This is a genomic window from Termitidicoccus mucosus (assembly GCF_038725785.1).
GTDB classification, from domain to species: domain Bacteria; phylum Verrucomicrobiota; class Verrucomicrobiia; order Opitutales; family Opitutaceae; genus Termitidicoccus; species Termitidicoccus mucosus.
On record NZ_CP109796.1, the window covers coordinates 5655946 to 5679251 of the forward strand.

23 protein-coding genes and 1 pseudogene are annotated in these 23306 nt (G+C 63.8%); 13 read left to right on the plus strand and 11 right to left on the minus strand.

Features of this window, described 5'->3' with window-relative positions; all coding sequences use genetic code 11:
* The first annotated feature begins 7 nt into the window (after positions 1–7).
* A complete protein-coding gene (gene yidC, locus OH491_RS19770; protein ID WP_068769962.1) occupies positions 8–1810 on the plus strand; it encodes a membrane protein insertase YidC in 1803 nt (600 codons plus the stop codon).
* A 106-nt stretch (positions 1811–1916) separates the two neighbouring features.
* Positions 1917–2642: a YebC/PmpR family DNA-binding transcriptional regulator gene (locus tag OH491_RS19775; protein WP_068769961.1), complete on the plus strand. Its 726-nt coding sequence runs from the start codon at positions 1917–1919 to the stop codon at positions 2640–2642.
* A gap of 224 nt (positions 2643–2866) precedes the next feature.
* On the opposite strand, the gene OH491_RS19780 is transcribed toward OH491_RS19775, so the two are convergent.
* From OH491_RS19780 to OH491_RS19815, 8 genes are all read right to left on the minus strand, one after another.
* Complete coding sequence (locus tag OH491_RS19780) at positions 2867–3655, minus strand: SDR family NAD(P)-dependent oxidoreductase (RefSeq protein WP_068769960.1); 789 nt, start codon at positions 3653–3655, stop codon at positions 2867–2869.
* A gap of 214 nt (positions 3656–3869) precedes the next feature.
* Positions 3870–4844: a phosphatidate cytidylyltransferase gene (locus tag OH491_RS19785; protein WP_068769959.1), complete on the minus strand. Its 975-nt coding sequence runs from the start codon at positions 4842–4844 to the stop codon at positions 3870–3872.
* A 23-nt stretch (positions 4845–4867) separates the two neighbouring features.
* On the minus strand, positions 4868–5482 hold the full coding sequence (locus OH491_RS19790) for a lysophospholipid acyltransferase family protein (RefSeq protein ID WP_068769958.1): 615 nt from the start codon (positions 5480–5482) through the stop codon (positions 4868–4870).
* Between the two features lie 4 nt (positions 5483–5486).
* Positions 5487–6173: a CDP-alcohol phosphatidyltransferase family protein gene (locus OH491_RS19795; RefSeq protein WP_068769957.1), complete on the minus strand. Its 687-nt coding sequence runs from the start codon at positions 6171–6173 to the stop codon at positions 5487–5489.
* Between the two features lie 156 nt (positions 6174–6329).
* Positions 6330–6713: an RNHCP domain-containing protein gene (locus OH491_RS19800; protein WP_068769956.1), complete on the minus strand. Its 384-nt coding sequence runs from the start codon at positions 6711–6713 to the stop codon at positions 6330–6332.
* 484 nt (positions 6714–7197) lie between these two features.
* Positions 7198–8550, minus strand: coding sequence for a DNA recombination protein RmuC (rmuC, locus tag OH491_RS19805; protein ID WP_068769955.1), 1353 nt, complete (start codon positions 8548–8550; stop codon positions 7198–7200).
* Between the two features lie 175 nt (positions 8551–8725).
* The gene (gene rsmI, locus OH491_RS19810) at positions 8726–9529 is read right to left on the minus strand and encodes a 16S rRNA (cytidine(1402)-2'-O)-methyltransferase (RefSeq protein ID WP_342750646.1); all 804 of its coding nucleotides are present in this window, start codon (positions 9527–9529) and stop codon (positions 8726–8728) included.
* Positions 9530–9599: 70 nt separating this feature from the next.
* Positions 9600–9758, minus strand: a complete 159-nt coding sequence (locus OH491_RS19815) for a hypothetical protein (protein WP_334319232.1) — start codon at positions 9756–9758, stop codon at positions 9600–9602.
* Positions 9759–9975: 217 nt separating this feature from the next.
* Between OH491_RS19815 and OH491_RS19820 the strand changes: the two are divergent.
* The 4 genes and pseudogenes from OH491_RS19820 to OH491_RS19835 all read left to right on the plus strand — a co-directional run.
* Positions 9976–10155 (plus strand): annotated as a pseudogene (locus OH491_RS19820) (cysteine desulfurase family protein); the annotation flags it as partial.
* 115 nt (positions 10156–10270) lie between these two features.
* Positions 10271–11059: an aminotransferase class V-fold PLP-dependent enzyme gene (locus OH491_RS19825; RefSeq protein ID WP_342750647.1), complete on the plus strand. Its 789-nt coding sequence runs from the start codon at positions 10271–10273 to the stop codon at positions 11057–11059.
* A gap of 252 nt (positions 11060–11311) precedes the next feature.
* Positions 11312–12058 carry a DNA replication/repair protein RecF gene (gene recF / locus OH491_RS19830; protein ID WP_342750648.1) on the plus strand — a complete coding sequence of 249 codons (747 nt, stop codon included), beginning with the start codon at positions 11312–11314 and terminating at the stop codon, positions 12056–12058.
* Positions 12058–12417, plus strand: a complete 360-nt coding sequence (locus OH491_RS19835) for a hypothetical protein (protein ID WP_342750649.1) — start codon at positions 12058–12060, stop codon at positions 12415–12417. The genes recF and OH491_RS19835 overlap by 1 nt, the downstream gene beginning before the upstream one ends.
* A 128-nt stretch (positions 12418–12545) precedes the next feature.
* Here OH491_RS19835 and OH491_RS19840 read toward each other — a convergent pair whose 3' ends face one another.
* Positions 12546–13526 carry an oligopeptide/dipeptide ABC transporter ATP-binding protein gene (locus OH491_RS19840; protein ID WP_342750650.1) on the minus strand — a complete coding sequence of 327 codons (981 nt, stop codon included), beginning with the start codon at positions 13524–13526 and terminating at the stop codon, positions 12546–12548.
* A 58-nt stretch (positions 13527–13584) separates the two neighbouring features.
* Positions 13585–14556 (minus strand): ABC transporter ATP-binding protein, encoded by a 972-nt coding sequence (locus OH491_RS19845; RefSeq protein WP_068769951.1) that lies wholly within the window; start codon positions 14554–14556, stop codon positions 13585–13587.
* 141 nt (positions 14557–14697) lie between these two features.
* On the opposite strand from OH491_RS19845, the gene OH491_RS19850 reads away from it, so the two are divergent.
* Positions 14698–15771 carry a glycosyltransferase family 9 protein gene (locus OH491_RS19850; RefSeq protein WP_084442084.1) on the plus strand — a complete coding sequence of 358 codons (1074 nt, stop codon included), beginning with the start codon at positions 14698–14700 and terminating at the stop codon, positions 15769–15771.
* Positions 15772–15877: 106 nt separating this feature from the next.
* Here the strand turns inward: OH491_RS19850 and OH491_RS19855 are convergent, their stop codons facing one another.
* Positions 15878–17413: a lysophospholipid acyltransferase family protein gene (locus OH491_RS19855; RefSeq protein ID WP_334319230.1), complete on the minus strand. Its 1536-nt coding sequence runs from the start codon at positions 17411–17413 to the stop codon at positions 15878–15880.
* Between OH491_RS19855 and OH491_RS19860 the strand changes: the two genes are divergently transcribed.
* The 6 genes from OH491_RS19860 to OH491_RS19885 all read left to right on the plus strand — a co-directional run bounded on the left by OH491_RS19860 (position 17393) and on the right by OH491_RS19885 (position 23165).
* Complete coding sequence (locus OH491_RS19860; RefSeq protein ID WP_334319229.1) at positions 17393–17653, plus strand: hypothetical protein; 261 nt, start codon at positions 17393–17395, stop codon at positions 17651–17653. The two genes, OH491_RS19855 and OH491_RS19860, sit on opposite strands and share 21 nt — an antisense overlap.
* Positions 17654–17734: 81 nt before the next feature.
* Positions 17735–18844 carry a glycosyltransferase family 9 protein gene (locus tag OH491_RS19865; RefSeq protein WP_068771038.1) on the plus strand — a complete coding sequence of 370 codons (1110 nt, stop codon included), beginning with the start codon at positions 17735–17737 and terminating at the stop codon, positions 18842–18844.
* Between the two features lie 125 nt (positions 18845–18969).
* Positions 18970–19815, plus strand: a complete 846-nt coding sequence (locus OH491_RS19870) for a glycosyl transferase (RefSeq protein WP_068769949.1) — start codon at positions 18970–18972, stop codon at positions 19813–19815.
* A gap of 71 nt (positions 19816–19886) precedes the next feature.
* A complete protein-coding gene (gene serS, locus OH491_RS19875; protein ID WP_068771037.1) occupies positions 19887–21158 on the plus strand; it encodes a serine--tRNA ligase in 1272 nt (423 codons plus the stop codon).
* A gap of 24 nt (positions 21159–21182) precedes the next feature.
* Positions 21183–21911, plus strand: a complete 729-nt coding sequence (locus OH491_RS19880) for a glycosyltransferase family 25 protein (RefSeq protein ID WP_334319228.1) — start codon at positions 21183–21185, stop codon at positions 21909–21911.
* 39 nt (positions 21912–21950) lie between these two features.
* A complete protein-coding gene (locus OH491_RS19885; RefSeq protein ID WP_084442082.1) occupies positions 21951–23165 on the plus strand; it encodes a glycosyltransferase in 1215 nt (404 codons plus the stop codon).
* The last annotated feature ends 141 nt before the right edge of the window (positions 23166–23306 follow it).

Here is a 23306-nt window from a genome sequence, read left to right on the forward strand (position 1 = left end):
TTTCTAAATGGACAAAAAAAACACCATCATCGGCATCCTGCTGCTTATCACCGCGTTTGCGGTGATGTATTACGGCCAGCAAGTCGCGCCGCCCAAGCCCGCGCCGGAAATCACGCGTCCGGTCGGTGAAAATCAGGCTCCCGGCCCCGCGCAGAGCACGCTGCCCGAGTCGTCGCCCTCGAACGCCGCCTTTGCCGCGCTCGCCGAAACCAACACCGACGCCAGTTTCGTCACCCTCTCGAACGACTTCATCACCGCCCGCTTCACCAACTACGGCGGCGCGCTCCGCGACGTGGCGTTGAGAAAATACAGCCGCTCCGAGAAAAGCGCCGAACCCTACGTGTTCAACCAGGTGCACACCGCGCCCATGCTCGCGCTCAACGGCCTCGCCGGGCTCGGATACCGGATGCGCTACGAACTCGTCAGCTCGTCGGCCACCGAGGTCGTCTATCGCACCGTGTTTGAAAACCGCATCGAGGTCACGCGCGGCTACCGCATCGTCCCCGGCGCGGGCTCCGCGGACGGCAAACAGGATCCCTACCGTATCCATCACGAAACTACATTCCGCAACCTCACCGACCACACCTCGTCGCTGCCCGTCACGCTCAATCTCGGCACCACCGCGCTCATCAGCGCGACCGACGTCGGCCTCTACCTGAATGTCGCCGCCTACGACGGGGACGGCGCGCAGGTCATCGATCGCGGCAATCTCGAGGGCGGCGGCTTCCTCAGCTGGATCGGCCTGCGCAACAACCCGCCGAAATCCGAGTTTGTCCAGCCGGGCAACACCGTCTGGGGCGCGGTGAAAAACCAGTTTTTCACCAGCATCTACACGCCCGCCAAGCCCGGCACCGGCATCACTGTGCGCCGCGTCGAGCTGCCGCCGATCGCCGGCAACAGCCGCGCCAACACCGGCCTCACCGCCACCATGACGCTCGAGCCCGTGTCCCTCGCGCCCGCCGCCGAAAGCGCCATCAGCGGCGACCTCTACGTCGGCCCGAAGGAATACGCCCGCCTCTCCAAGTTCGAGCAGCGCCAGGACAAGGTCATGCAGTATGACCGCTATTTCTTCAACCGCATCTTCTTCAGCGGGCTCATCGCCCCGTTCATGTATTCCATCATGAACTGGATGCACGGCTTCGTGGGCAACTGGGGCCTGGCCATCGTGCTCATGACGCTCCTGTTGAAAGTCGTAACGCTGCCCTTCACGCTCGCCGCCTCCCGCTCCGCCAAGCGCATGCAGAAAATCCAGCCCGAGATGCAGGCGCTGCGCGAGAAATACAAGGACAACCCGCAGAAGATGCAGAAGGAGACAATGGCGCTCTTCAAAAAACACCGTGTGAACCCGATGGGCGGCTGCCTCCCCATCTTCATCACCATGCCGCTCTTCATCGCCTTCTTCGTCATGCTGCAAGGCACCGCCGAACTCCGCTTCCAGCCCTTCCTCTGGACGGGAGATCTCTCCGCGCCCGACACGGTCGCGCGCATCTTCGGCCTGCCGATCAACATCATGCCGCTCCTCATGGGTGCGACCATGATTGTCCAGATGCGCCTCACCCCGTCGCCCTCCGTGGACAACGCGCAGGTGAAAATGATGAAGTTCATGCCCGTGATTTTCACGCTCATCTGCTACAACTTCTCGTGCGCCCTCGCGCTCTATTCGACCATCAACGGCCTCTTCACCATCGGCCAGCAACTCGTCGTCAACCGCATGAAAGACCCCGCCGAGTCCGCTCCGGCCGCCCAAGCCGCCCCGAAGACCGACCGGAAAGGCCGCCCGATCATCAACGTCACGCCGAAGAAAAAGTAAGCGGCCCTTCGATGTCCGGTTTCGACGCTCGGTTTTCGGTTGAAGCCACCGCCGCCCTTTCCTTACTTCTTAAATTCTAAATCCTAATTCTTAATTCCCCACCTCCATGGCAGGACATAGCAAATGGGCCAAATTAAAGCACTTCAAGGGCCTCGTTGACGCAAAACGGGGCAAAATCTTCTCGCGCATCTCGCGCGACATCACCATCACGGCCAAGGCCGGCGGCGGCGACCCCAACATGAACCCGCGCCTGCGCACCCTCCTGCTCAAGGCGCGCGAGTCCAACATGCCCGCCGACAACATCGACCGCGCCATCAAAAAAGGCACCGGGGAACTGCCGGGCGTCGTCTTCGAGGACGCCATCTACGAAGGCTACGGTCCCGGCGGCGTGGCCATGATGGTGAAAGTCACCACCGACAACAAAAACCGCGCCGCCGCCGCCGTGCGCAGCGTGTTCACCCGCTACGGCGGCAACCTCGCCGGCGCGGGCGCCGTGGCGTTCCAGTTCCTGCACGCCGGGCAGTTCCTGATTGGCAAGGACAACACCACCGAGGACAAGCTGATGGAAGTCGCGCTCGACGCCGGGGCCGACGACGTCATCACGACGGAGGAAGGCTTTGAGGTGCGCTGCGACATCCATGCCTTCGACAAGATTGCGCAAGCCTTGGAGGAAGCGGGCATCAAGACCGATTCCAGCGAAATCGCCTACATCCCGACGAACACGGTGCCGGTTGACGAGACCGTGGCGGCGTCCATCGAAAAGCTCCACGACGCCCTCGACGAGATCGACGACGTGCAGCAGGTTTTCTCCAACGAGGAAACCCCGGGCTGATTACCGCGGCCTGCGAGCGAGAATTTCGCCGCACCGCCGTTTTCGGACCGCGGAACTTATACCATTTCCCCATGAAAAATATCCTTTCGATGGAGGGCCGAGCTCCTGCGAGGCCGTCGCCGGAAGATGTTGCATCCGACCGCAACGGCCTCGCAGGAGCTCGGCCCTCCATAAGTGTGAATCTCGTTCGGAAATGGTATTAATCCCAAAATGCTTCGGACCCCTCAGAAGACGCTGCGCACCAGTCCGCCGTCCACGCGCAGGGCAGCGCCGTTGATGCCGGAGGCCAGCGGGCTGCTCACAAAGGCGACGAAGTTCGCGATCTCCTTCGGCTCAAGCAATCGCTCGATGAGCGAGGTGGGCCGGTTCTCGCGCATGAATCGGCGGCCCGCCTCCTCCAGCGGGAGGCCGGGGAAAAGCTCCTGCACGAATTTCGCCACGCCTTCGGTCATGGTCGATCCGGGCATGATGGTGTTGACCGTCACCTGCGTGCCCTTGGCCAACTCGGCGAGGCTGCGGGAAAGGGCGAGCTGCATCGTCTTGGTCGCGCCGTAGTGCGGCATCTCGGGCGAGGGGCTGATGGCGGACTCGCTGGAAATAAAGATGATGCGCCCGGTTTTCTTTTCGAGCATGCGCTTGAGGTAATGCCGGGCGAGGCGCACGCCGCTGAGAATGTTGACCTCGAACAGGCGGAGCCAGTCGGCGTCGGTCTCGTCGAAGAATCCCACGGGTTCGTAGATGCCGAGGTTGTTGACGAGGATGTCCACGTCGGGAAAGCACGCGATGGTTTGCTCCGTGCCGGCGGCGGTGCCGTTGTCGGAGGCGAGTCCTTCGAGCCGCGCATCGGGCTGCCCGGCGCGGATGGAGGCGAGGCCGGCCTCGACGCTGGCGGGGGAACGGCCGTTGACGATGACGCGCGCGCCTTCGCGGGCGAGGGCGCGGACGATTTCGAGCCCGATGCCGCCGGAGGAGGCGGTGACAAGGGCGAGTTTGTTTTCGAGTTGGAGGTTCATGGGGCGGCAGGTTGCGGCAAAAGTCGCGAACAGGCAAACACACCGTCAGGAGCCGTGGCCCGATTCCCCGCCATGCGAGAGCGGCGGGAATGCTTCCATTCCTTTTCTTTTTTTGGCTATTGGAATATCTCCATGCAAAACAGCGAAGAATCCAAATAAGTCTGATTTTGCCGCCATTGCCATATGTTTGGGCGACGGCAGGCATTAGCCTTCGTCAGAACCAGAACCGCACGATATGGAAGAACACCGGCGCGGCGAAGCAGAGGGAGTCAAGGCGATCCATGACGCCTCCGTGTCCTTCGATGACCGCGCCGTAGTCTTTCACGCCGCGGTCCCTTTTGATTGCCGACATCACAAGTCCACCCGCGAAACCCGCGAGCGCGAGCGCGAGCGAAATGCCGCCCGCCTGCAAGGGAGTGAACGGCGTCGCCCACCAAAGCGCGGCACCCAGCGCGGACACGGTGAGAATGCCGCCTGCAAAGCCCTCCCATGTTTTGCCCGGACTTACCGTTGGCGCGATTTTGTGGCGCCCGAGTGTTTTGCCCCAGCAATATTGGAACACGTCGCTTAGTTGCACGACGGCCACGAGGAAAACCAGAAGCCTGGCGTTTTCGACCGTCCGCATTTCGACGGTTTGTTTCACGGACAAATGCAAGCCCAGCACGGCGGGCGCGTAGCTCATGCAATACACACATGCCATAAGCCCCCATTGGATTATTGCCGTTCGCTCAAGAAAATGCCCGCAATCGCCCTCGATCGCGGCACGCACCGGCAAAAACAGGAAGGCATAGACGGGGATGAACAGGACAAACATGCCATACCATTCGGCCCCCACGAAATAGTAATGCGCCGGCGTGATGATGAAGAACGCCCAAAACAGCGCCCGATGATCGCCCCGGCGCGTCGGTGCGAGCGTGATAAATTCACGCAGCGCGACCAGCGACAGCAGCCCGAAAAGCACCACGACGGCGATGCGCCCGGCCACAAGCGCGCCCCCGAAGACGGCGGCCATCACCCACCACGCGCGGATGCGGGCGTTGAGATTGGCAATGGTGGCGCGCCGTGCGTCGTCCGCGGGCAGTGCCCGCGCGCGAAATGCCAGCGCCGTGCCAATGAGGGAGGCGACTGCGAGCAGGCCTGCGATGCCGAGGGAGAGCCGGCAAAATTGCGGATCAGCGAGAAGGCTCATGGTGATTTGCGCGGGCGTTTCATTTATTTTCGCAAGGCCAGCAGCGCATCGCGGGCGCGGAGGAGGAACGCCTCCCTGTCCTCATCCTCTCGAAGCGTGAGCGGCGCGCCCATCGTCAGGCCGCCAAGCATGGGGACGGGGAGAAATTCACCCTTGGGCAGCGCGCGGTTCACATTGTCAATCCACACAGGGATGAATCCGGTTTTCGGACGATGGCGCGCGAGATGATAGATGCCGCTTTTGAATCCGCCGGGTTCCGCGCCTCCGCCGGCGTTGCGCGTCCCTTCGGGGAAAATGATGAGCGAGCTGCCCGCGTCGAGGGCGTCGAGCATCGGCGCGAGCGGATTGTTTTTCGTGGAAATGTTCTTGCGCTCAACAAGCACCGCATCAAGCACATGCCGGGCGAGCCACGGACGCACGAGGCCGGACATCCAATAATCCCGCGCGGCGACGGGCCGCGTCCGGCCGCGCAACCCGTCCGGCAGCGCCGCCCAAAGCGCAACCGCATCAAGGTGGCTCGTGTGGTTTGCAAAATAGACGCACTGCGCGACGTCCGCCGGATTCACGCCAAGCCAGCGGGCGCGCACACCCGTGAGCAGCCGGACGAAGGTGATGATGGCGGCGCGCGGGAAGCTCATGCGCCTATTTGTTTTCGAGCACGCGAACCACCCGGCGCGCACGGCGGGCGATTGTGACCAGCATGCCCGCGATCATGACACCGAGTGCGGCCACGGCGACCCACCCCTGCCACGACCAAAAGGCGGCGACTGCGGAAAGGAGCGACGCGATTGTGGCAGCGGCCATGCGATGCTGCTTCGCCATCGGCCCCATGAAATGGTGTCCCGCGCCCGCCGCCGCGCCGAGCGCGCGCACATATGCGGTGATGACGGCCAGCACCGCCGCGACATAGCCAAGCTCCATTCCAAATCGGAACACATCCGCGGCATAACCGAGGCCGATGAGAACGAGCGCATCCGCGAAACGGTCCGGCAGTTCATTAAAAATCTCGCCGGATTTCGTCTGGAAACCGCCCTCGACGGCAACCATGCCGTCGAACAGGTTGCAGAGCAGGCGCATTTGCACGCAAAGCGCCCCGCAGACAAAAAGCATCGCGACGACGGATGCCGACGAAGCCGCGCGCGGCCATGCGGTGGCCGCGAAACACGCGCCCGCGATGCCGGCAAACACCACACTGAAAATCGAGATGGTGTTCGGCTTTACCGGCACGCCCGCGAGCATGGCCGCGATTCCGGCCGCCCAACGGCTGCCGCGCGCCTTGATCGGGCGCCTGCCCGCCGGTGTCGCGCTTGATTTCTCATTGATGTTCATGTCCTCAAGCAGTGTGCGTATTCGACCACAAACCAGGCAACAAATATCCATATGCCTGCCGTGCCGGAACATGCCGCCGGAAACACGATGCTGATGTCGGTGGCGATACCCAAAGCGCATGCATGACGGAGCGGGCGGCGGCGGAGCCGCGGCGCATCAGATCGGAAACGGCGCGAGGCGCAGAGGGCGGACCGCCAGCCCGAGCAACTCGCGTTCGCTGTCGTCGCCGGCGATGCGATTGACGTGCACCGCGAAGCAGCTTTTGCACTGGTGCACGATCAGCCACTCGCCGTCCGGCCGCGCGCTGACGGCGATCGGCTCCATGCCGCCGCCGCAGCCGGCCTGACGGTCGCCCGGAGTGTTGTCGAGATGCACGCTCCAGAGGCACCACGGGCAATGGTTGCGGTGGCGCGTGCCGGGCGCATTGAGCGAAAATTCGCCGCCGCAATGACGGCATTTCAGCCACGGCGCCGGCCGTGACGAACACCGGGGACGGGCGGGCGAAGAGGAGGATTGGGAAAAATCGGAAGAGTGGGACATCGGGATGCGGAAACGCCCCGGGCAATGGGAGAGACCGAACGCCGCGCAAACGCGCGCGCTTCGGGACCGCATGGCACACACATCAACCGCACACCGCAGGCCGGCGAGAACAGGCTGCCGGGGCACAAAAAGACCCCGCCGTGAAATCCGGCGGGTCCGGCTGATGTGTTTTTATACCGAATCAGGTTGTGGCATCCGTCGGGCATCGTGCCGGAGGCAGTCCGGCCAGTCAAGACGGCACATCGGGCTCGGGCAATTTATGGAGTGTAATTCAAAGGTCGTGCCACCGCCGGAATCTTTCCTCTTTATTTTTTATCTTTCGTCAGGAACGGGCAGGGAGAAAGAGAAAGATAAAGAATAAAGAGGAAAGATGGATTTGAATCGCACCCGCAATTTATGGGGTAATCGGAGCGCTCTTGGTATTGGGCCGATGTCCTGATGAATTTGGGCTTTATGAATCAGCGCGCCGCCGCCGCGTCGAGCGTCACTCGCGCTTGGTGACTTCGCGCGGGATGGACTCGATGGGATCGGCGGTCTCGGAGAGTTTTTTCACGCCTTTCGCGCCGAGTTCCTCGAAGCGCCGCGCGCCGGGGAGGACGGTGGACTCGAAGGAGCCGACGGACTGGTTGTAGGCTTTCACGGCGGCTTCGAGGTTGCGTCCGATTTTTTCCAGGTGCTCGGCAAAGGTCGTGATGCGGTCGTAGAGGTCCCGGCCCAGACGGCTGACTTCCTCGGCATTTTGCGAGACGGTTTCCTGGCGCCAGCCGTAGGCGGCGGCCTTGAGCAGCGCGATGAGCGAGGTCGGCGTGGCCAGCAGGACTTTTTTCGCGATGGCGCGTTCGAGGAGCGTGCCGTCGGCCTGGAGCGCGGCGGTGAGGAAGTGGTCGCCGGGCACGAAGAGGACGACGAACTCGGGGGCGGGCTGGAATTGCTCCCAGTAATTTTTCGCCCCGAGGGTGTCGATATGGCGGCCGATTTTCTGCGCGTGCTCGGCGAGTTTTGCAGCGCGCGCGGCGTCATCGGCGGCTTCTGCGGCCTCGCGGTAGGATTGCACGGGCGATTTCGCATCGACGACGATGCGCTGGCCGCCGGGCAGGCGCACGACGAGGTCGGCGCGGAGGCCGCCGACGTCAGAGGTTTCCTGCTCGGTGAAGTCGCAGTAGGGCAGCATGTCGGCGAGCTCGACCACGCGGCGAAGCTGGAGTTCGCCCCAACTGCCGGCATAGCTGGTGGCGCGGAAGGCGCTGGAGAGCTTGGCGGCCTCGGTTTGGAGGCGGAGCTGCGCGGTGTTGAGCGATTCGAGTTGCTGGCCAAGCTGGCCGTAGGCGCGCGCGCGGGTTTGCTCGAGTTCGTTAATTTTGCCGTCCACTTTTTCGAGCGATTCCTTGAGCGGCTTTACCAGCGAGTCGATGGCCTGCTGGCGGGCGGCGAGGTCGCCCTCGGCTTTTTGCTGGAACTGGGCGAGGGTGGTCTTGGCGAGGTCGAGGAAGGCGGCGTTGTTGGTCTTGAGGGCGTCGGCGGAGAGCGCCTTGAACTCGGCGGTGAGGCGGGCGTGGGCGTCGGTGAGCGCGGCGAGTTTCTCGGCGGCGGTGGCGCGTTCGGTCGCGAGGGTGGTGCGCTCGGCGGCGAGGTCGGCGGCAAGGCGCTCGCGGGCGGTTTCGGACGCGGCGAGCTGCGCGCGGGCGTCGTCGAGTTCGGCGGCGAGGCGGGCGTTGTCATCGTCGCGGGCGACGAGGCGTTCGGCGAGCACGGCGCGTTTCGAGGCGGCGAAAAGCCAGGCGAGGACCGCGCCGATGGCGGCGGCGAGGAGCGGGAGAATGACGGCGGAAAGCGGCATGGCGGAAAGGTGGCGGGGAGGGAGAGTGAATCGCGAAGGAGGCGAAGGGCGCGACGTGCGGGAAAGATTTGATTTTCAGAATCCGAAACAGAAGGAAACGAAGAGAACGAAGATATACACAAGGAGGTTTGTGGTGAGTTAACAATAGCAGCCGGCGGACTTATGCATGGAAAAGTTAGAGGGTGAACCCTTCCGGGGCGATGAGGACGGTGAACTCGCCCTTGAGGCTGGTTCGGGCCAGGCGGTCGCGAATCTCGGCGGCGGGACCGATGAGGAAGGTCTCGTGGAGCTTGGTGACTTCCTTGGCCACGCAGAGGACGCGGACGGGGCCGAGTTTTTCGGCGATTTCGGCGACAAACTTGTCCACGCGATGGCAGCTTTCGTAGAGGGCGAGGGTATATTCGAAGTCGCGATACTTTTCCAAAAACGCGGCGCGGGCGGAGGATTTGGGCGGCAGGAATCCGGCGAAAAGAAAGCCATTGGTCGGAAGGCCGGAGGCGCTGAGCACGGCGGCGAGCGCGCAGGCGCCGGGCACGGGGACGACGGGCAGGCCGAGGCGGCGGCAGGCGCGCACGAGGCGGAAGCCGGGGTCGCTGATGGCGGGCGTGCCGGCGTCGCTCACGACGGCAACGGACTTGCCCGCGGCGATTTGCGCGGCGAGGTGTTCGGCGGCGGCGGTTTCGTTGTGATCGTGATAGGCGGTGAGTTCGCGGCGCGGGAGGCCGAGGCGGGCGATGAGCGCGCCGGTGGTGCGGGTGTCCTCGCACGCGATGAGATCGACGGCGGAAAGGATGGCGCGCGCGCGGTCGGTGAGATCGGCGAGGTTGCCGATGGGCGTGGCGACGACATAGAGGTGGCCGGGACGCGGGGTGAGGGAGGCGTTGGGGGAATGCGGATTGCGGGTTGCGGAATGCGGATTGTCCGCGTTGCCGGTGTCGGCGGGCGGGGTGGGGAGCGGGAGGTCGTCGGATGCGGGCATGAAAAAATCCGGCCAGATGACCGGATTTTTTGCGAAACAAAAGATGGCGCGCGGCGCCCCCGGGCGGGGGTTAGCGCTGGTCGCCGGGATTGCCCATGCCGGGAATGCCGCCTTCCCAGCTGGCGGGACGGCTCCACGGGATCGAGGTATCCTTGGAGGTCTTGGTGGTGCAGCCGGAGAATGCCGCGGCGAGTGCGAGGAGCAGGAGGGCGGGCAGGAGCTTTTTCATGGTGTGTGATTGGACTGCGTAGAGATATTTTTGTGCGGGTGCAAGGATGGGAATTTGGGGGACAACTTCCCGGCTTGCGATTGGGGCGGGCGGCGGGGATTTTTTGATTTTCGATTTTGGATTCTCGATTTTCGATTGATGGAGCTGCCGCTCCGCCGGGAACATGGCGCGGCAGCGCCCAATCGAAAATCGAGAATCCAAAATCGAAAATTCCCCGATGCCTTATTTTGACCACAACGCCACCGCGCCGCTTTCGGCCGCCGCCCGCGATGCCTGGCTGCGGGCGCAGGAGGAGGCGTGGTTTAATCCGGCGAGCCCGCATCGCGGGGCGGCGCGGGTGCGGGTGCGGCTGGACGCGGCGCGCGCGCGGCTGGCGGAGTTGCTGGGGGCGGAGCCGGAGCGGATCGTGTTCAATTCCGGCGCGACGGAGGGGGCGGCGTCGGCGCTGGCTGGTGCGCAGACGGGCGGGCGGGCGGCGGTGACCGGTCGAGCAGGGGTTTTTCGCCGGGCGCGTGGCCTGGCTGGAGGTGGACGCGGACGGCGTCGTGCGGACGGATGCGCTGGAAAAACTGCTCGCGGGCGGCGGCATCGGCGGCGTGGCGGTGATGGCGGCAAACAACGAGACCGGCGTCATCCAGCCGTGGCGCGAAATCGCGGCGGCGTGCCGCGCGGCGCGGGTGGCGTATTTGTGCGACGCGACGCAATGGCTCGGCAAGCTGCCCGCGTCGGGGCTGGGCGACGCGGCGATGTGGGCGACCGGCTCGGCGCACAAATTCGGCGGGCCGAAGGGCGTCGGTTTCGTGAAGCTCGCGGCGCAGGCGGAGGGGTTTTGCGCGCTGCCGGGCGGCGGGCAGCAGAGCGGGCATCGGGGCGGCACGGAGGATTTCCCGGGCGCGGCGGCGATGGTCGCGGCGCTGGCCGAGGTGGAGCAGTCGCGGATGTTCCTGGAGACGGAGCGGCTGCGCTGGCGGGCGGAGTTCGAGCGGGCGGCGTTGGCCGCGGTGCCGGGCGCGCGCGTGGTGGCGGCGGGCGCGCAGCGGTTGTGGAACACGGTTTCGCTGGCGATGCCGCGCGGGGAGAACCACCGCTGGGTGGCGCGGCTGGACAGGCGCGGGTTTCAGGTTTCGACCGGCTCCGCATGCGCGACCGGCACGGACGGGCCGTCGCATGTGCTGGCGGCGATGCGCGTGCCGCCGGACGAGGCGCGGCGCGTGGTGCGCGTGAGCGCGGGCTGGGAGACGTCGCGCGAAGACTGGCTGGCGCTGGCGGAGGCGATGGGCGCGGCCGCGCGGGAGATCTGATGTTATCTATTTATATTGAACAGAAGAAAACGAAGGGAACAAAGAAAACTCTTTTATTTTTTAGACAGAATGAACGGAATTTTTGAGAATTAACAAAATTAAATAATAAATTCCGTTCATTTTATTAAATTCTGTTCATTCTGTCTAAAATACAAACTTCACGAATTATTTTTTATCAAACGCAAAAAACAAAACCCGTCTTCTTTGTTCCCTTTGTTTCCTTCTGTTAAATAAAAAGCCGCCCAATAAAAAATGCGCCTCGCAAAAATAACCGTCCAGGATTTCCGCAATATCGGCCTGGCGGAGCTTTCGTTCGCGGGGCGGCGGCAGTTTCTGGTCGGGGAAAACGGCCAGGGAAAATCGAATCTGCTGGAGGCGGCGGGGCTGGTCACGGCGCTGCGGTCGTTTCGCACCAGCGACGACCGGGCGTTGATTGCGCACGGGAAGACGGAGGCGGCGGTGGCGTGTGAGTTCGAGCACGAAAAATTCGGCGCGGCGCGGGTGGTGATCCGTTTGCGCGCAGGCGGGAAGGAGGTGCAGTGGGATGGGGAGCGCGTGCCGCGGCTGGGGGAGTTTCTGGGGCGGTTTCCGGCCGTGGTATTTTCGTCGCAGGACCAGCAGTTCGTGCGCGGCGCGCCGGGCGGGCGGCGGCGGTGGCTGGACTTGGTGCTGTCGGCGACGGATGCGGACTACCTGCGGGAGTTGCAGGATTATCACCGGGCGCTGGCGGGGCGGAATGCGCTGCTGAAGCGCGGCGCGGCGGGCGCGGGCGAACTGGAGTCGTTTGAGCAGCCGCTGGCGCGCGCGGCGGCGGAGGTGTCGCGGCGGCGCGCGGCGGGTGTGTCATGCCTGAGCGGATACGTGGCGGAGGCGTATGCGCGGATGGCGGGCGGCGGCGAGGCGGCGGGCGGCACGCGCCGGGCGTGGCGGGCGGCGCGGAGCTGGACGCGGCGGGCTGGGCCGCGGTGTTTGCGCGGGGGCGGGCGCGCGACGCGGTGATGCGCGCGACGCTGGGCGGGCCGCATCGCGACGATTGCGCGCTGACGGTGGCGGGGCGGGCGGCGCGGGAGTTTGCGTCGGAGGGGCAGCAGCGCAGCCTGGCCATCGCGCTGCGGCTGGCGGAGGCGGCGTTTTTGCGGGCGCGCACCGGCGTGACGCCGGTGTTGCTGGCCGACGATGTGCTGGGCGAACTGGACGCGGGGCGGCGGAGGCGTTTCTGGGGCGCGCTGGACGAGGAGCATCAGGTCATCGCCACGGGCACACGCGCGCCGGACGAGACGGGGGCGGGCGCGATGGCGTGGGAATTTTTCGGAGTGCGGGGCGGATGTTTCACCGGCGGCGGGAGCGACCCGACGTGAGTGGCGGATTTTTTATATTCTTTCTCTTTATTCTTTCCTCTTTCTCTTTCATCCGCCGGCGGCGCCGCCTGGAAGAGAAAGAATAAAGAGAAAGAGGAAAGAATAAAGAAGGGGGAGGGCGACGCTGGTCAGATTTCGCCGAGGCGGATGCAGGCGGCTTCGCGGTTGGGGGAGGCGGGTTGGAGAGGGGGGAGTTCGGCGCGGCAGCGGTCGATCGCGTGCGGGCAGCGGGGATGGAAGGCGCAGCCGGACGGGGGATTGATCGGGGAGGGCGGGTCGCCGGGAAGGACGAGGCGGCGGCGGGCGCGTTCGATGTCGGGATCGGGAACGGGGATCGCGCTGACGAGGGCGCGGGTGTAGGGATGCGCGGGGCGGTCGATCACGTCGTCGGCGGGGCCGAGTTCGACGATTTTCCCGAGATACATGACGGCGACGCGGTCGGAGATGTGTTTTACCACGGAGAGGTCGTGCGCGATGAAAACGAGGCTGAGCGACATGCGGCGCACGAGGCCGGCGAGGAGGTTCAGGATCTGGGCCTGGATCGAAACGTCGAGCGCGGAGACGGGCTCGTCGGCCACGATGATTTTGGGGTTGAGCGCGATGGCGCGGGCGATGGCGATGCGCTGGCGCTGGCCGCCGGAAAATTCATGGGGGTATTTTTGCATGAAGCGCGGCGCGAGGCCGACGAGGGTCATGAGTTCGGCGACGCGCGCGGGAATGCCGGCGGGCGGGCAGACCCGGTGCACGGCGAGGGGTTCGGCGATGGTGGCGAAGACGGTTTTGCGCGGATTGAGCGAGGCGTAGGGGTCCTGGAAAACCATCTGGAGGTCGCGGCGCACGGCGGCGGTTTCGCCGGCGGTGGAACGGGCGAGGTTTTTGCCTTCGAGGATGACGCTGCCGCCGGTGGCCGGGACGAGTTGCATGATGGTGCGGGCGAGCGTGGATTTGCCGCAGCCGGACTCGCCGACGAGCCCGAGCACTTCGCCGCGCGCGAGGGCGAGCGTGACGCCGTCCACGGCTTTCACCACACCGGCGGCGCGGTGGCGAAAGAGCCCGGCGCGGACGGGGAAATGGGTGCGGACATCGCGGAGTTCGAGGATGGGAGGCACGAGGAGAAATTAATAATTAATAATTAAGAATTAAAAATTTGAGTGTTGTCGGCGATGGTCAGATTTCGCCGAGGTGGGCGCGGGTGCAGGCATGGGCGTGGGTGGCATTGATGGGGAGGAGGTCGGGAATGGCGGCCAGGCAGGCGGGGGCGGCGTGCTCGCAGCGTTCGGCGAAGGCGCAGCCGGTGGCGGGCTTTGAAATATCGGGGGGCAGTCCCTTGATGGTGAACAGCTCGGCGCCCTTGGGCTGGAGCGCGGGGATGGAGCGCTGGAGGCCGCGGGTGTAGGGATGGCGCGGGTCGTGGAAGAGGTCGCGGGTGCCGGCGCTCTCGACGATGCGGCCGGCATACATGACGAGGACGCGGTCGCAGAGGCCGGAGACGACGCCGAGGTCGTGCGTGACGAAAATAACCGCCATGCCGAGCTCGCGCTGCATTTTTTTTATGAGGTCGAGGATCTGGGCCTGCACGGTCACGTCGAGCGCGGTGGTGGGCTCGTCGGCGATAAGAAGCTCGGGGCGGGTGATGAGCGCCATGGCAATCATCACCCGCTGGCGCATGCCGCCGGAAAACTCGTGCGGGTAAAAATGGATGCGCCGGGCGGCGTCGTTGATGCCGACGGCCTCAAGCATGGCGAGACCGCGGGCGAGGGCGTCGCGGCGGGAGATGTCTTCGTGGATGAGCAGGGGTTCGACGAGTTGCTCGCTCACGCGGAGGTAGGGATTGAGCGAGGTCATCGGGTCCTGGAAAATCATCGCGATGCGTTTGCCGCGGATGGAGCGGAGCCGGCGAGGCGGGCAGCGAAGCAGGTCGACGCCGTCGAAGCGGGCCGTGCCGCTTTCGATGCGGCCGGGCGGCTGCGGGACGATGCCCATGAGCGAGTGGCAGGTGACGGATTTGCCGGAGCCGGATTCGCCGACGAGCCCGAGCGTCTCGCCGCGCGCGAGTTCGAAGCTGACTCCGTCCACCGCGCGATAGACGCCGCTGCGGGTGTGGAACCAGGTGCGGAGGTTTTGGACGGAGAGAAGCAAGGTGGAGAAAAGGGCTGAAGGACTAGGGATGCGGTGCGGTCAGGCGTCGCGCGAGGCGCGAGGCGTCGCGGTTTTTTTGTTACTTGTTACTTGCCACTTGTCACTTTCCGAAAGGCATCGCATGTGAGAGATCAAATTGGCATGACCAAATCAGACAAACCATCCGAGGCGTCAATGGCAGAGCGGGAAGAATGCCAGCGGGACCCGCGACCGCGGACGGTCGTGTTGCAGCAGTATGCGGGCATCGGCGATTTCATCTGGCATATTCCTTATTTTCGCGAGGCGGCCCGTCGCAGCCGGGACGGGCGGGTGTCGGTGATTTCCCAGCCCTCCACGCTCGCCCGCGAGCTGCTGGCGCACGAGCCTTGGGTCGAGGAGGTGATTTATTACGATCACCGCCGGCGCAAGCATGACCGCGCCACCTCGCGCAAGCACGCGGGCCTCCTCGGAATGTGGAAAATGGCGCGGGAGCTGCGGGAACGGCGGTTTGACCGCGCGCTGTTTTTCACGCACCGGCCCAATCGCGCGGTGGTGGCCTGGCTGGCGGGCATCCCGCGGCGCTCGGCTTATGGGTTTGGGTGGTTGCAGCGTTTGTTTTTAACGGAAGGCCCGTTCATCAAACCGTATCAAGGGCCGTCGCTGGAGGTGTATCGGAATGCAACCGCTTTTGCGATTGCGCACGGGCTGAGCACCGGGCCGATTGTGCCGAAGCTGGCGGTGCCTCCGGCGGTGGTGGAAAAAATGCGGCACGAACTCGCCGGGCTGCCGCAGCCGTTTTATGCGTTTGCGATCGGGACGTCCGAGCCGCGCAAGCAGTGGGGGAAACAAAACTTCATCGCGCTCGCCACGGAATTGATCAAACAGGGGAAAGGCGTTTTGCTCACGGGCGGGCCGGGCGAGGACGGCCTGGCTTGCGAGATCGAGGCCGGCGTGCCCGCGGAGTTGCGCGGGGCGATCGCGCATTTGACGAGGGCGCACATTTTGGAAAGCGCCGCGGCGTTGAGCCTGGCCCGGGCCTGTGTCGGCAACGACACCGCGGCCGTCAACCTGTCCGTCGCGTGCAACCGGCCCGCCTACGTCGTGCTCGGGGCGCGCAAGCTCATCGATCACGATCCGCTGGTCCATATGCTGACCGCGCCCAGGTTGTCGGACATCACGGTGGCGGACGTGCTGGCGCTGATCCGGCGCACGGAGGAGGCGGATGGCGCGGCGTAGCGCCGGCGGCCTGCCTTCATTGTTTTATCGCGCGAAGCACTTGTTTATTTGAGAAGTCAGCGGCGCTTCGCGCCTTCGGTCTCGACGGCAGGCAGGGATGCCCGCGCTACGTGCTGTCGTGTTTTCCCGAATACGTCCAGCCCCCATCATCTCGTTCCGGCTTCAGCTCCGGTTCGCGGGGCAGGCCGAGCGATTCCCACCATTGTTCCCACAGCCGGACTTGCGAGGGCGCGGGGTGATCGCCGGAGACATCGCCGGGCGGGGGCGACCAGGTGTGCGTGAGATGCGGGCGTCGGCGGCCCGGCGCGCACAGGCCGAAACGCTGGGGCGCGTTGATGAGGCGTGCCTCGCGGTCGGCCCCGGCGGAGTTTTCAAGCAGGATGTGTGTATCCGGAAATTCATTACGGAGGCTGCGGACGAGGCGGCGCCGGGCCGGGCCGGGCGCCGGCAGAAAAATGACTTTGTCGGCGGCGGCACCAGCGCCGAGATTGTAACCCATTAGGTTACAAGTTGCCCCGGCGGTTGTGCCCGGGGTGGCGCCGGCGGTTGCGGGCGGGCCGGCGAGCGCGGCCTCGGCGAGCAGCGTGATCTCCGCGTCGGGGCGCGAGCGTCGCAGGCGGCGGAGCAGCGGGAGGGCGGCGGCGCAGGCGTCGCGGTCGCCGGGCATGGTGATCCAGAAACGGGCGCGGCGCGGCATGGTGGCGCGGGTGAGGCCGCGGGCGGCGAGGTCGGCGTCGAGCAGGTCGCGTTTGGCCTCAAGGCGGAGACGTTGCCAGGGCGCATCCTGCGTGCGCCAGCGCCCGTGGCTCCAGAGCCAGGAGGCGCGGAATTCCTCATCGCCGGACAGCAGCGTTTCCAGCCAGCGATTGAGCGCGAGCGTGACCCCGGCGGAGGTGCCGTCGGAGTCGATTTCCACCGCCTCGAAACGCATGGTCCAGAAACCGAGGCGTCGCGGGTAGAAGACCACCACCTTCGCGCCGAACTTTTCCGCGAGCATCCCGGCGAGTTCGCTGGTGGAGCAGACTCGTCCGAGCAGGAGGGTGAGCGCGCCGTTGCCGCCGGCATTCTGGTCGAAGAGGAGGCTCACGATGCCGCCGCGGCGCATGATGCGAAACGCGTCCTGGAGACCGTTTTTGCGCGAGAGCAGGAGCACGCCGTGGCGTTCGCGGGTTTGCTTCACCCAGGCGTTGAGCACGGGGTTCTTGAGCGGGCGGAATATGACGCCGGTGCCGGCGATTCCGGGGCAAAGCAGGCCGAGCCAGGTGAGGCATTCCCAGTAGGCGAAATGCAGCGTGCCGATGAGGAGCGGGCGGCTTTCTCCTGCCGCGGCGCGCGCGCGCATGATGGCTTCGAGTTCGGGTGAAAGCCGGGCCATGCGGCGGATCCGGGTTTCGGAAAAGAACGGCGACGCAAGCGAAAGCATGCCGGTCTCGATGAGCCGCACGCAACTCAGGCGGGCGACATGCGCGTGCCATGCGCGCGGACGATCGGGAAAGGCGTGATGCAGGTTGGAAAAAAGCAGGCTGCGGCGCTTGGGGATGAGCAGGATCACGCGTCCGAGCAGCCCCGCCAGCAGGCGCAGGAGAACGTGCGGTGTGCGGGCCACCAGCCAGCCGGTTGCATGGATGAGCAGTTTGATCACACGGGAATGGAAAGAGAGAGCGGACAAAATGAGGGACAAATTCGCGAATGTTTTTTCGGCATAAATCGGTGCGAGTCGATTTATATCGCGGCCATGGACGGCGCCGCGGCGGGTGCGGGGGTGCAACTCAAAGTGATGTCACCGCCGGAATCTTTCCTCTTTATTCTTTATCTTTCCTCTTTCTCCCTGCCGTGCCTGACGAAAGATAAAGATAAAGAGGAAAGAAGAAAGAGGGAGTGACACAACTTTGAGTTACACCCGGTGCGGGGCTCGCGAAAAGATTCTTGCCGGGGACGGAGCCCCGCGGGCATGAATCAGGCCATGCCGCCGCATCCCGAGCATGACCGCGCCGCCGCGCCCCGCACGATTTGCCTCGTACGTTTGTCGGCGCTGGGCGACGTGGTGATGGTGTCTCCGCTGATAAAAATGATCCGGCGAGAATGGCCCGCGGCAAAAATCACGTGGGTGATTGGCAAGGCCGCGCATCCCGCCGTCGCGTCGTTGGGGCGTTTGGGCGTCGAGTTCGTCGTGATCGACAAGCCGCGCGGGGTGCGGGATTATCTGGCGTTGCGCCGGCGGCTGGCCGGTCGTCATTTTGACGCGCTGCTTTGCTTGCAGGCGAGCTGGCGGGCGAATCTGATCTATCCCTGCATCCGCGCCCGGAGAAAAATCGGCTACGGGCGCGACCGGGCAAAGGATTGCCACGCGTGGTTCGTGCGCGAGACGCTGCCGCCACCGCCGGGGCCGGCGCACATCCTGGACGGTTTCTTGCAATTCGGCGAGGCGCTCGGCGGCGCGCGCGCGGCGGAGGATTGCGAGGGCGCGTGGGGGTTGGAGCCGCCGCCGGAGGCGCGCGCGTGGGCGGACGGCGCGCTGCCCGCCGGCCCTTGGCTCGCGGTCGCGCCTTGCGCGAGCAAGGCCGAGCGCGACTGGCCCGCGAGCGGCTGGGCGACGGTGGCGACGCACGCGTGGCGGGCGCACCGGCTGCCCGCCGTGCTGCTGGGCGGACCGGCGGCGCGCGACGCGGCGACAGCGGCGGAGATTCGCGCGCTGTTGCCGCCGGATTGCCCGGTGGCCGACCTGACGGGGCGCACGGACGTGCCGCGGCTGCTCGCGGCGCTGGAGCGGTGCGGGCTGCTGCTGGCGCCGGACACGGGCGCGGCGCACATCGCGCGGGCGTTTGACCGGCCCGTGGTCGGATTGTATGCCGTCGCGCCGTCAAGCCGCACCGGACCCTACCGGCGGACGGAATATTGCGTGGACAAGTTCGCCGAGGCTGTCGCGCTCGTCCACGGTCCCGGCAGCGCAAAGGCGCGCCGGGGCGCGCGCGTCCACGATCCGCGCGCGATGAGGCTGATTCGCGCGGAGGAGGTCTGCGCCGCGCTGGACAGGGCGGCGGCGGTGCCGCCGCCGTTTAAGTTGAAAGTTTAAGACCAAACCACTGCCTGCCACTTCAACTTAAAATTTCCGCTTAAACTTAAACTGGCCGCGCAGCGGCCTAGCCTTGCCTTTTGGCCGGGGTGAAACTTGCCTCGGGATTCCGCTTGGATTTTTCCATGACCACACTCCCCGAAAACAAACCTTCCCCGTCCGCGCCCACAATCAAGCAGGTCATCTGCATAAAATGGGGAACCGCCTACGGCGCGCGGCATGTGAACACGTTATACGCGATGGTGGCGCGCAACATCACCGGGCCGTTTCGTGTGATTTGCTTCACGGACAATGACGGCGGGATTCGCGGCGAGGTCGTGTGCCATCCGCTGCCGGCGCTGGGCTGCGAGATTCCTCCCGACGTGCCCGGCAAGTGGCCCAAGGTGGCGCTGTGGAACCGCGAGCTTTTCGGCGTCGAGGGCGTGGTCCTGTTTGTCGATCTGGATTCGGTCATCGTCGGGAACCTCGACGGCTACTTCACCCACGGTTCGCCGGACGAGGTCATCACTGCGCGCAACTGGATCAAGCCGTGGAAAAAACTCGGCCAGACCTCGGTCTTCCGCTTCAAGGTCGGCGGCCACCCTTACATGCTCGACAACCTCCACGCGGACCCGGCGGGCGTGTCGCGGAAATACCGTTACGAGCAGCACTACGTGACCGCCGGCATCCGGGGCGGCATCAGGTTCTGGCCGGCGCCGTGGACGCGGCACTTCCGGCTGCATTGCCTGGGCTCGTGGCTGACGCGCCTGTTGCGCGCGCCTGTGCTGCCGCCGGGGGCGAAAGTCGTCACTTTCGCAGGCGGCACCAAGGTCGAGCAGGCCATCACCGGACGTTGCGCCGGACGCGATGGCACGGGCACGCTCGGGGAGCATTTGCGCTGGGTGTTCGGGCAGGGGGGCTCCGGCTGGGTGCGGCGGTTGAAGGATTACATGAAGCCGGCGGAGTGGGTCGCCCTGCACTGGCGGGAATGAGGACGCGCTTGAAAATTAGGCGTGAATCCGCCGCGCCTTCCGCCTAGGTTTTGCGGTTTCCCATTTTCATCATGCTCGATCCCAAACTGCTTCGCGAGTCGCCGGACATTGTCCGCGCCGCCATTGCCAAGAAACATCTCGATGTTGATCTCGACGCCGTGCTCGCGCTCGACGCCGGCTGGCGCGCGCTTTTGCAGGAAGTCGAACAGCTCCGTTCCGCGCAAAAGGCGACCAACAACGACATGGCGAGGCTGCCCAAGGGCTCGCCCGAGTTTCAGGCCAAGGTTGGCGAAATGAAGGCGGTCTCCGCCAAGGTGAAGGAGCGCGAAGCCGCGCTGAAGACCGCCGAGGAGAAATGCCGCGTCGCCATGCTCGCGCTGCCGAACATTCCGCACGCCAGCGTGCCCGAGGGGCGCACCCCCGAGGAAAACGTCGTTTTTTCCACGCACGGAGACCCCGCGGGCGCGTCGCCGCACGCCCGGCCGCACTACGAGATCCCGAATTTCAAAAACCTCTTCGATTTCGACCGCGGCGCGAAGGTCACCGGCGCGGGATTTCCGTTCTACGTCGGCGACGGCGCGCGGCTCGTCCGGGCGCTGCTGCATTTCTTTTTGGACGAGGCGGGCAAGGCCGGCTACACGGAGGTCAACCCGCCCATATTCGTCAACGCCGCCAGCGCCACCGCCGTCGGCCAGCTTCCCGACAAGGAAGGCATGATGTATGAGACGGTGTCCGACAGCTTTTACGCCATTCCGACCGCCGAGACGCCGCTGACCAACTTCTTCCGCGACGAGATCCTCGAGGAGACCGCGTTGCCGGTTTACCGCTGCGCGGCCACCCCGTGTTTCCGCCGCGAGGCGGGCAGCTACGGCAAGGACGTGCGCGGCCTGAACCGCCTGCACCAGTTCGACAAAGTCGAGTTGCTCAAATGGGTGCACCCGTCGAAAAGCTACGAGGAGCACGACAAGCTCCGCGACGACGCCGGGCGCCTCCTGCAAAAGCTCGGGCTGCCCTACCGCGTCCTGTTGATGTGCGGCGGTGATCTCGGTTTTGCCCAGGCGAAGAAATACGACATCGAAGTCTGGGCCGCCGGGCAAAAGCGCTGGCTGGAGGTGTCGAGCTGCTCGAATTTCGAGGCGTTTCAGGCGCGCCGGGCGCAAATTCGTTTCCGCTCGAAGGAAACCGGCAAACCCGAACTCGTCCACACGCTCAACGGCTCCGGCCTTGCCGTGCCGCGCGTGCTTGCCGCGATTCTGGAAAACAACCTCCAGGCCGACGGCACGGTGAAGATCCCCGCGGCGCTGGCACCGTATTTCGGAAAAGACACACTGAGTTTTGCATAACCAGAAGATGCCATGCGGGTTTTCGTGATCAACCTCCCTCTCCGCAACGACAAGAGAGAGAACATGCTCAGGCAGGGTGAGAAGCATGGCATCCCGCTGGAGATGATCGAGGCCGTGAACGGGAAGGCTTTTTCGGAAGACCAACTCAGGGAACTCGCCTGGGATTACCCCGCATGCTGCCTGACTCCGGGGGTGATAGGCTGCGCGCTCAGTCATCTCAAAATATACAAGAAGATGGTGGACGAGGGAATCGGCCTCGCCCTGGTTTTGGAGGACGATGCGATTCTGCAGGAGGCTCTTCCGCGTGTCCTGGGCGAATTGGAGGCGATTGACAAGAACGACGAGGCAAAAATCTATCTCCTCTCGTCTCATTACTATAAATCCGGCCCGGCCCGGAATATTGCCGGAGGGTATTCCATCCGCAAATTCGTCGATGGCTCCCAAGGGCACGGCTATGTGTTGAATCTAAAGGCGGCCGATGCGTTATACGCAAACCTGCGCCCGGTCAAATGGGAGGCGGACAAATGGTATTATTTCGGGGAGATGGGGCTGGTGTCTGTATACTGTGTGGTCCCTCATGTCGTCGGGGTGGACGGCGGGTCGGAAAAATCGGACCTTTACGCGGAGCGTGCCCTGCTAAATAAAAAACGACGGACCTATTTGCGGAAATTGAAAGGCGTCGTTCGAATGCGCAGACGACTGGAAAAACTCGCCTGGAAAATATTCAGGCGGCCGGTCCTAAGAAAAAGCTAGAGTTCATCGCCATCTCCGGCGCTCTCATTATAAATAAGCATGGATCCTCAAAATATGCCCTTTCATGCCACGGTGGCCTTGGTTGACTGGACGATGCCAGGGCATCACGACACTTACATGCGTTTGTTTATCCGCACATTGCTTGATAGCGGACATCAAGTTATTGCTCTCTGGCCGGCCCCCGAACAGCTTTTGGATTCGGAGAAATTACAGCACGAAACCACAAGCGGCGAAAAGAAGACGCCTCGTTTTGCAACAGCGTATTTTAGCCGTTCAAAATATCCCCTTTGGCCTTCCTCGTTGCGCTATTGGGCGGAAGCAAAAACCGCGGCTAGATATATTCGGGAGGCCCTTGCCTCTTGTGAAAAACAACTGGGCGCCAAGTGCGATTTTATCTTTTTCAATACATTCTATGAAAAACAGTATTGGCTGGTAAAGGCTCTGGCAAACGCTTGTGGGCGCCCATGGTCGTTTCTATATTTGCATACCAGTTCATTGCCGCCGCATTCCTGCGAGAACCCGAATATAATGCAATTGCTGCAACATCCAATGTTGCGTGCCGTCGGAGTTCTGGATGAGCGGAGCATCGCACCGGGAGAATATATGACCGGGCGGAAATTCGTGCATTTTCCTGATTTTACGAATGAAAAATATGAAGAAAACCATCCTTTTGAGCGGGATCTCCGGGCCTTCAAGGGAAACGCTCCGCTTATTCTGGCCATAGGCCACTTGCAGAAGGCAAAGGGAATTATGACACTTGCCGAACTGGCGCTAAATTCGTCCTCAAGTCATTTGAAGTTTGCCTTCGTGGGCGAGGGCCGCTTGAAGCGCGGGACGCTCCGCAGTGTGGTCAAACTATTAAGGAATAAGCCAAATGTATTGTTCAAGCTTGGGCGGATTCCTGATGGAGTTGCCTACAATGCATGCATCCACGCATCCGACATCCTGTTTGCCGCTTACCATGACTTTGCGCACAGCAGCAACACCCTCACAAAGGCGGCTGTCTTTGAAAGACCCGTAATTGTCAGCGACGGGCATCTCATGGCCGAGCGGACGCGCAAATACAGGTTGGGCGAGATCGTAAAGCAAAAAGATCCTGAGAGCGCACTTGAAGGTATCATCAGGATAACAAATGATTATCAGGGTTGGGTAAGCCGCAATAAGCCGGAGTGGAATACCTACCGGCAATTGCACTCCACGGCGCAAATGAAATGCGCCTTCGCCTCATTGTTGAGCGCCTATGGATTGGGCTGACGGATTCCTTCGTTGTAGCGGCCTTATGAAATTCCCGAAAGAAATAAGATTTGACCACGAAGGGAACGATACGGTCGCGGTGCCTTTCTTGAAGTATATTTTTGGTATTTCATAACCTGATATTTGGTTTTATTTAAGAAT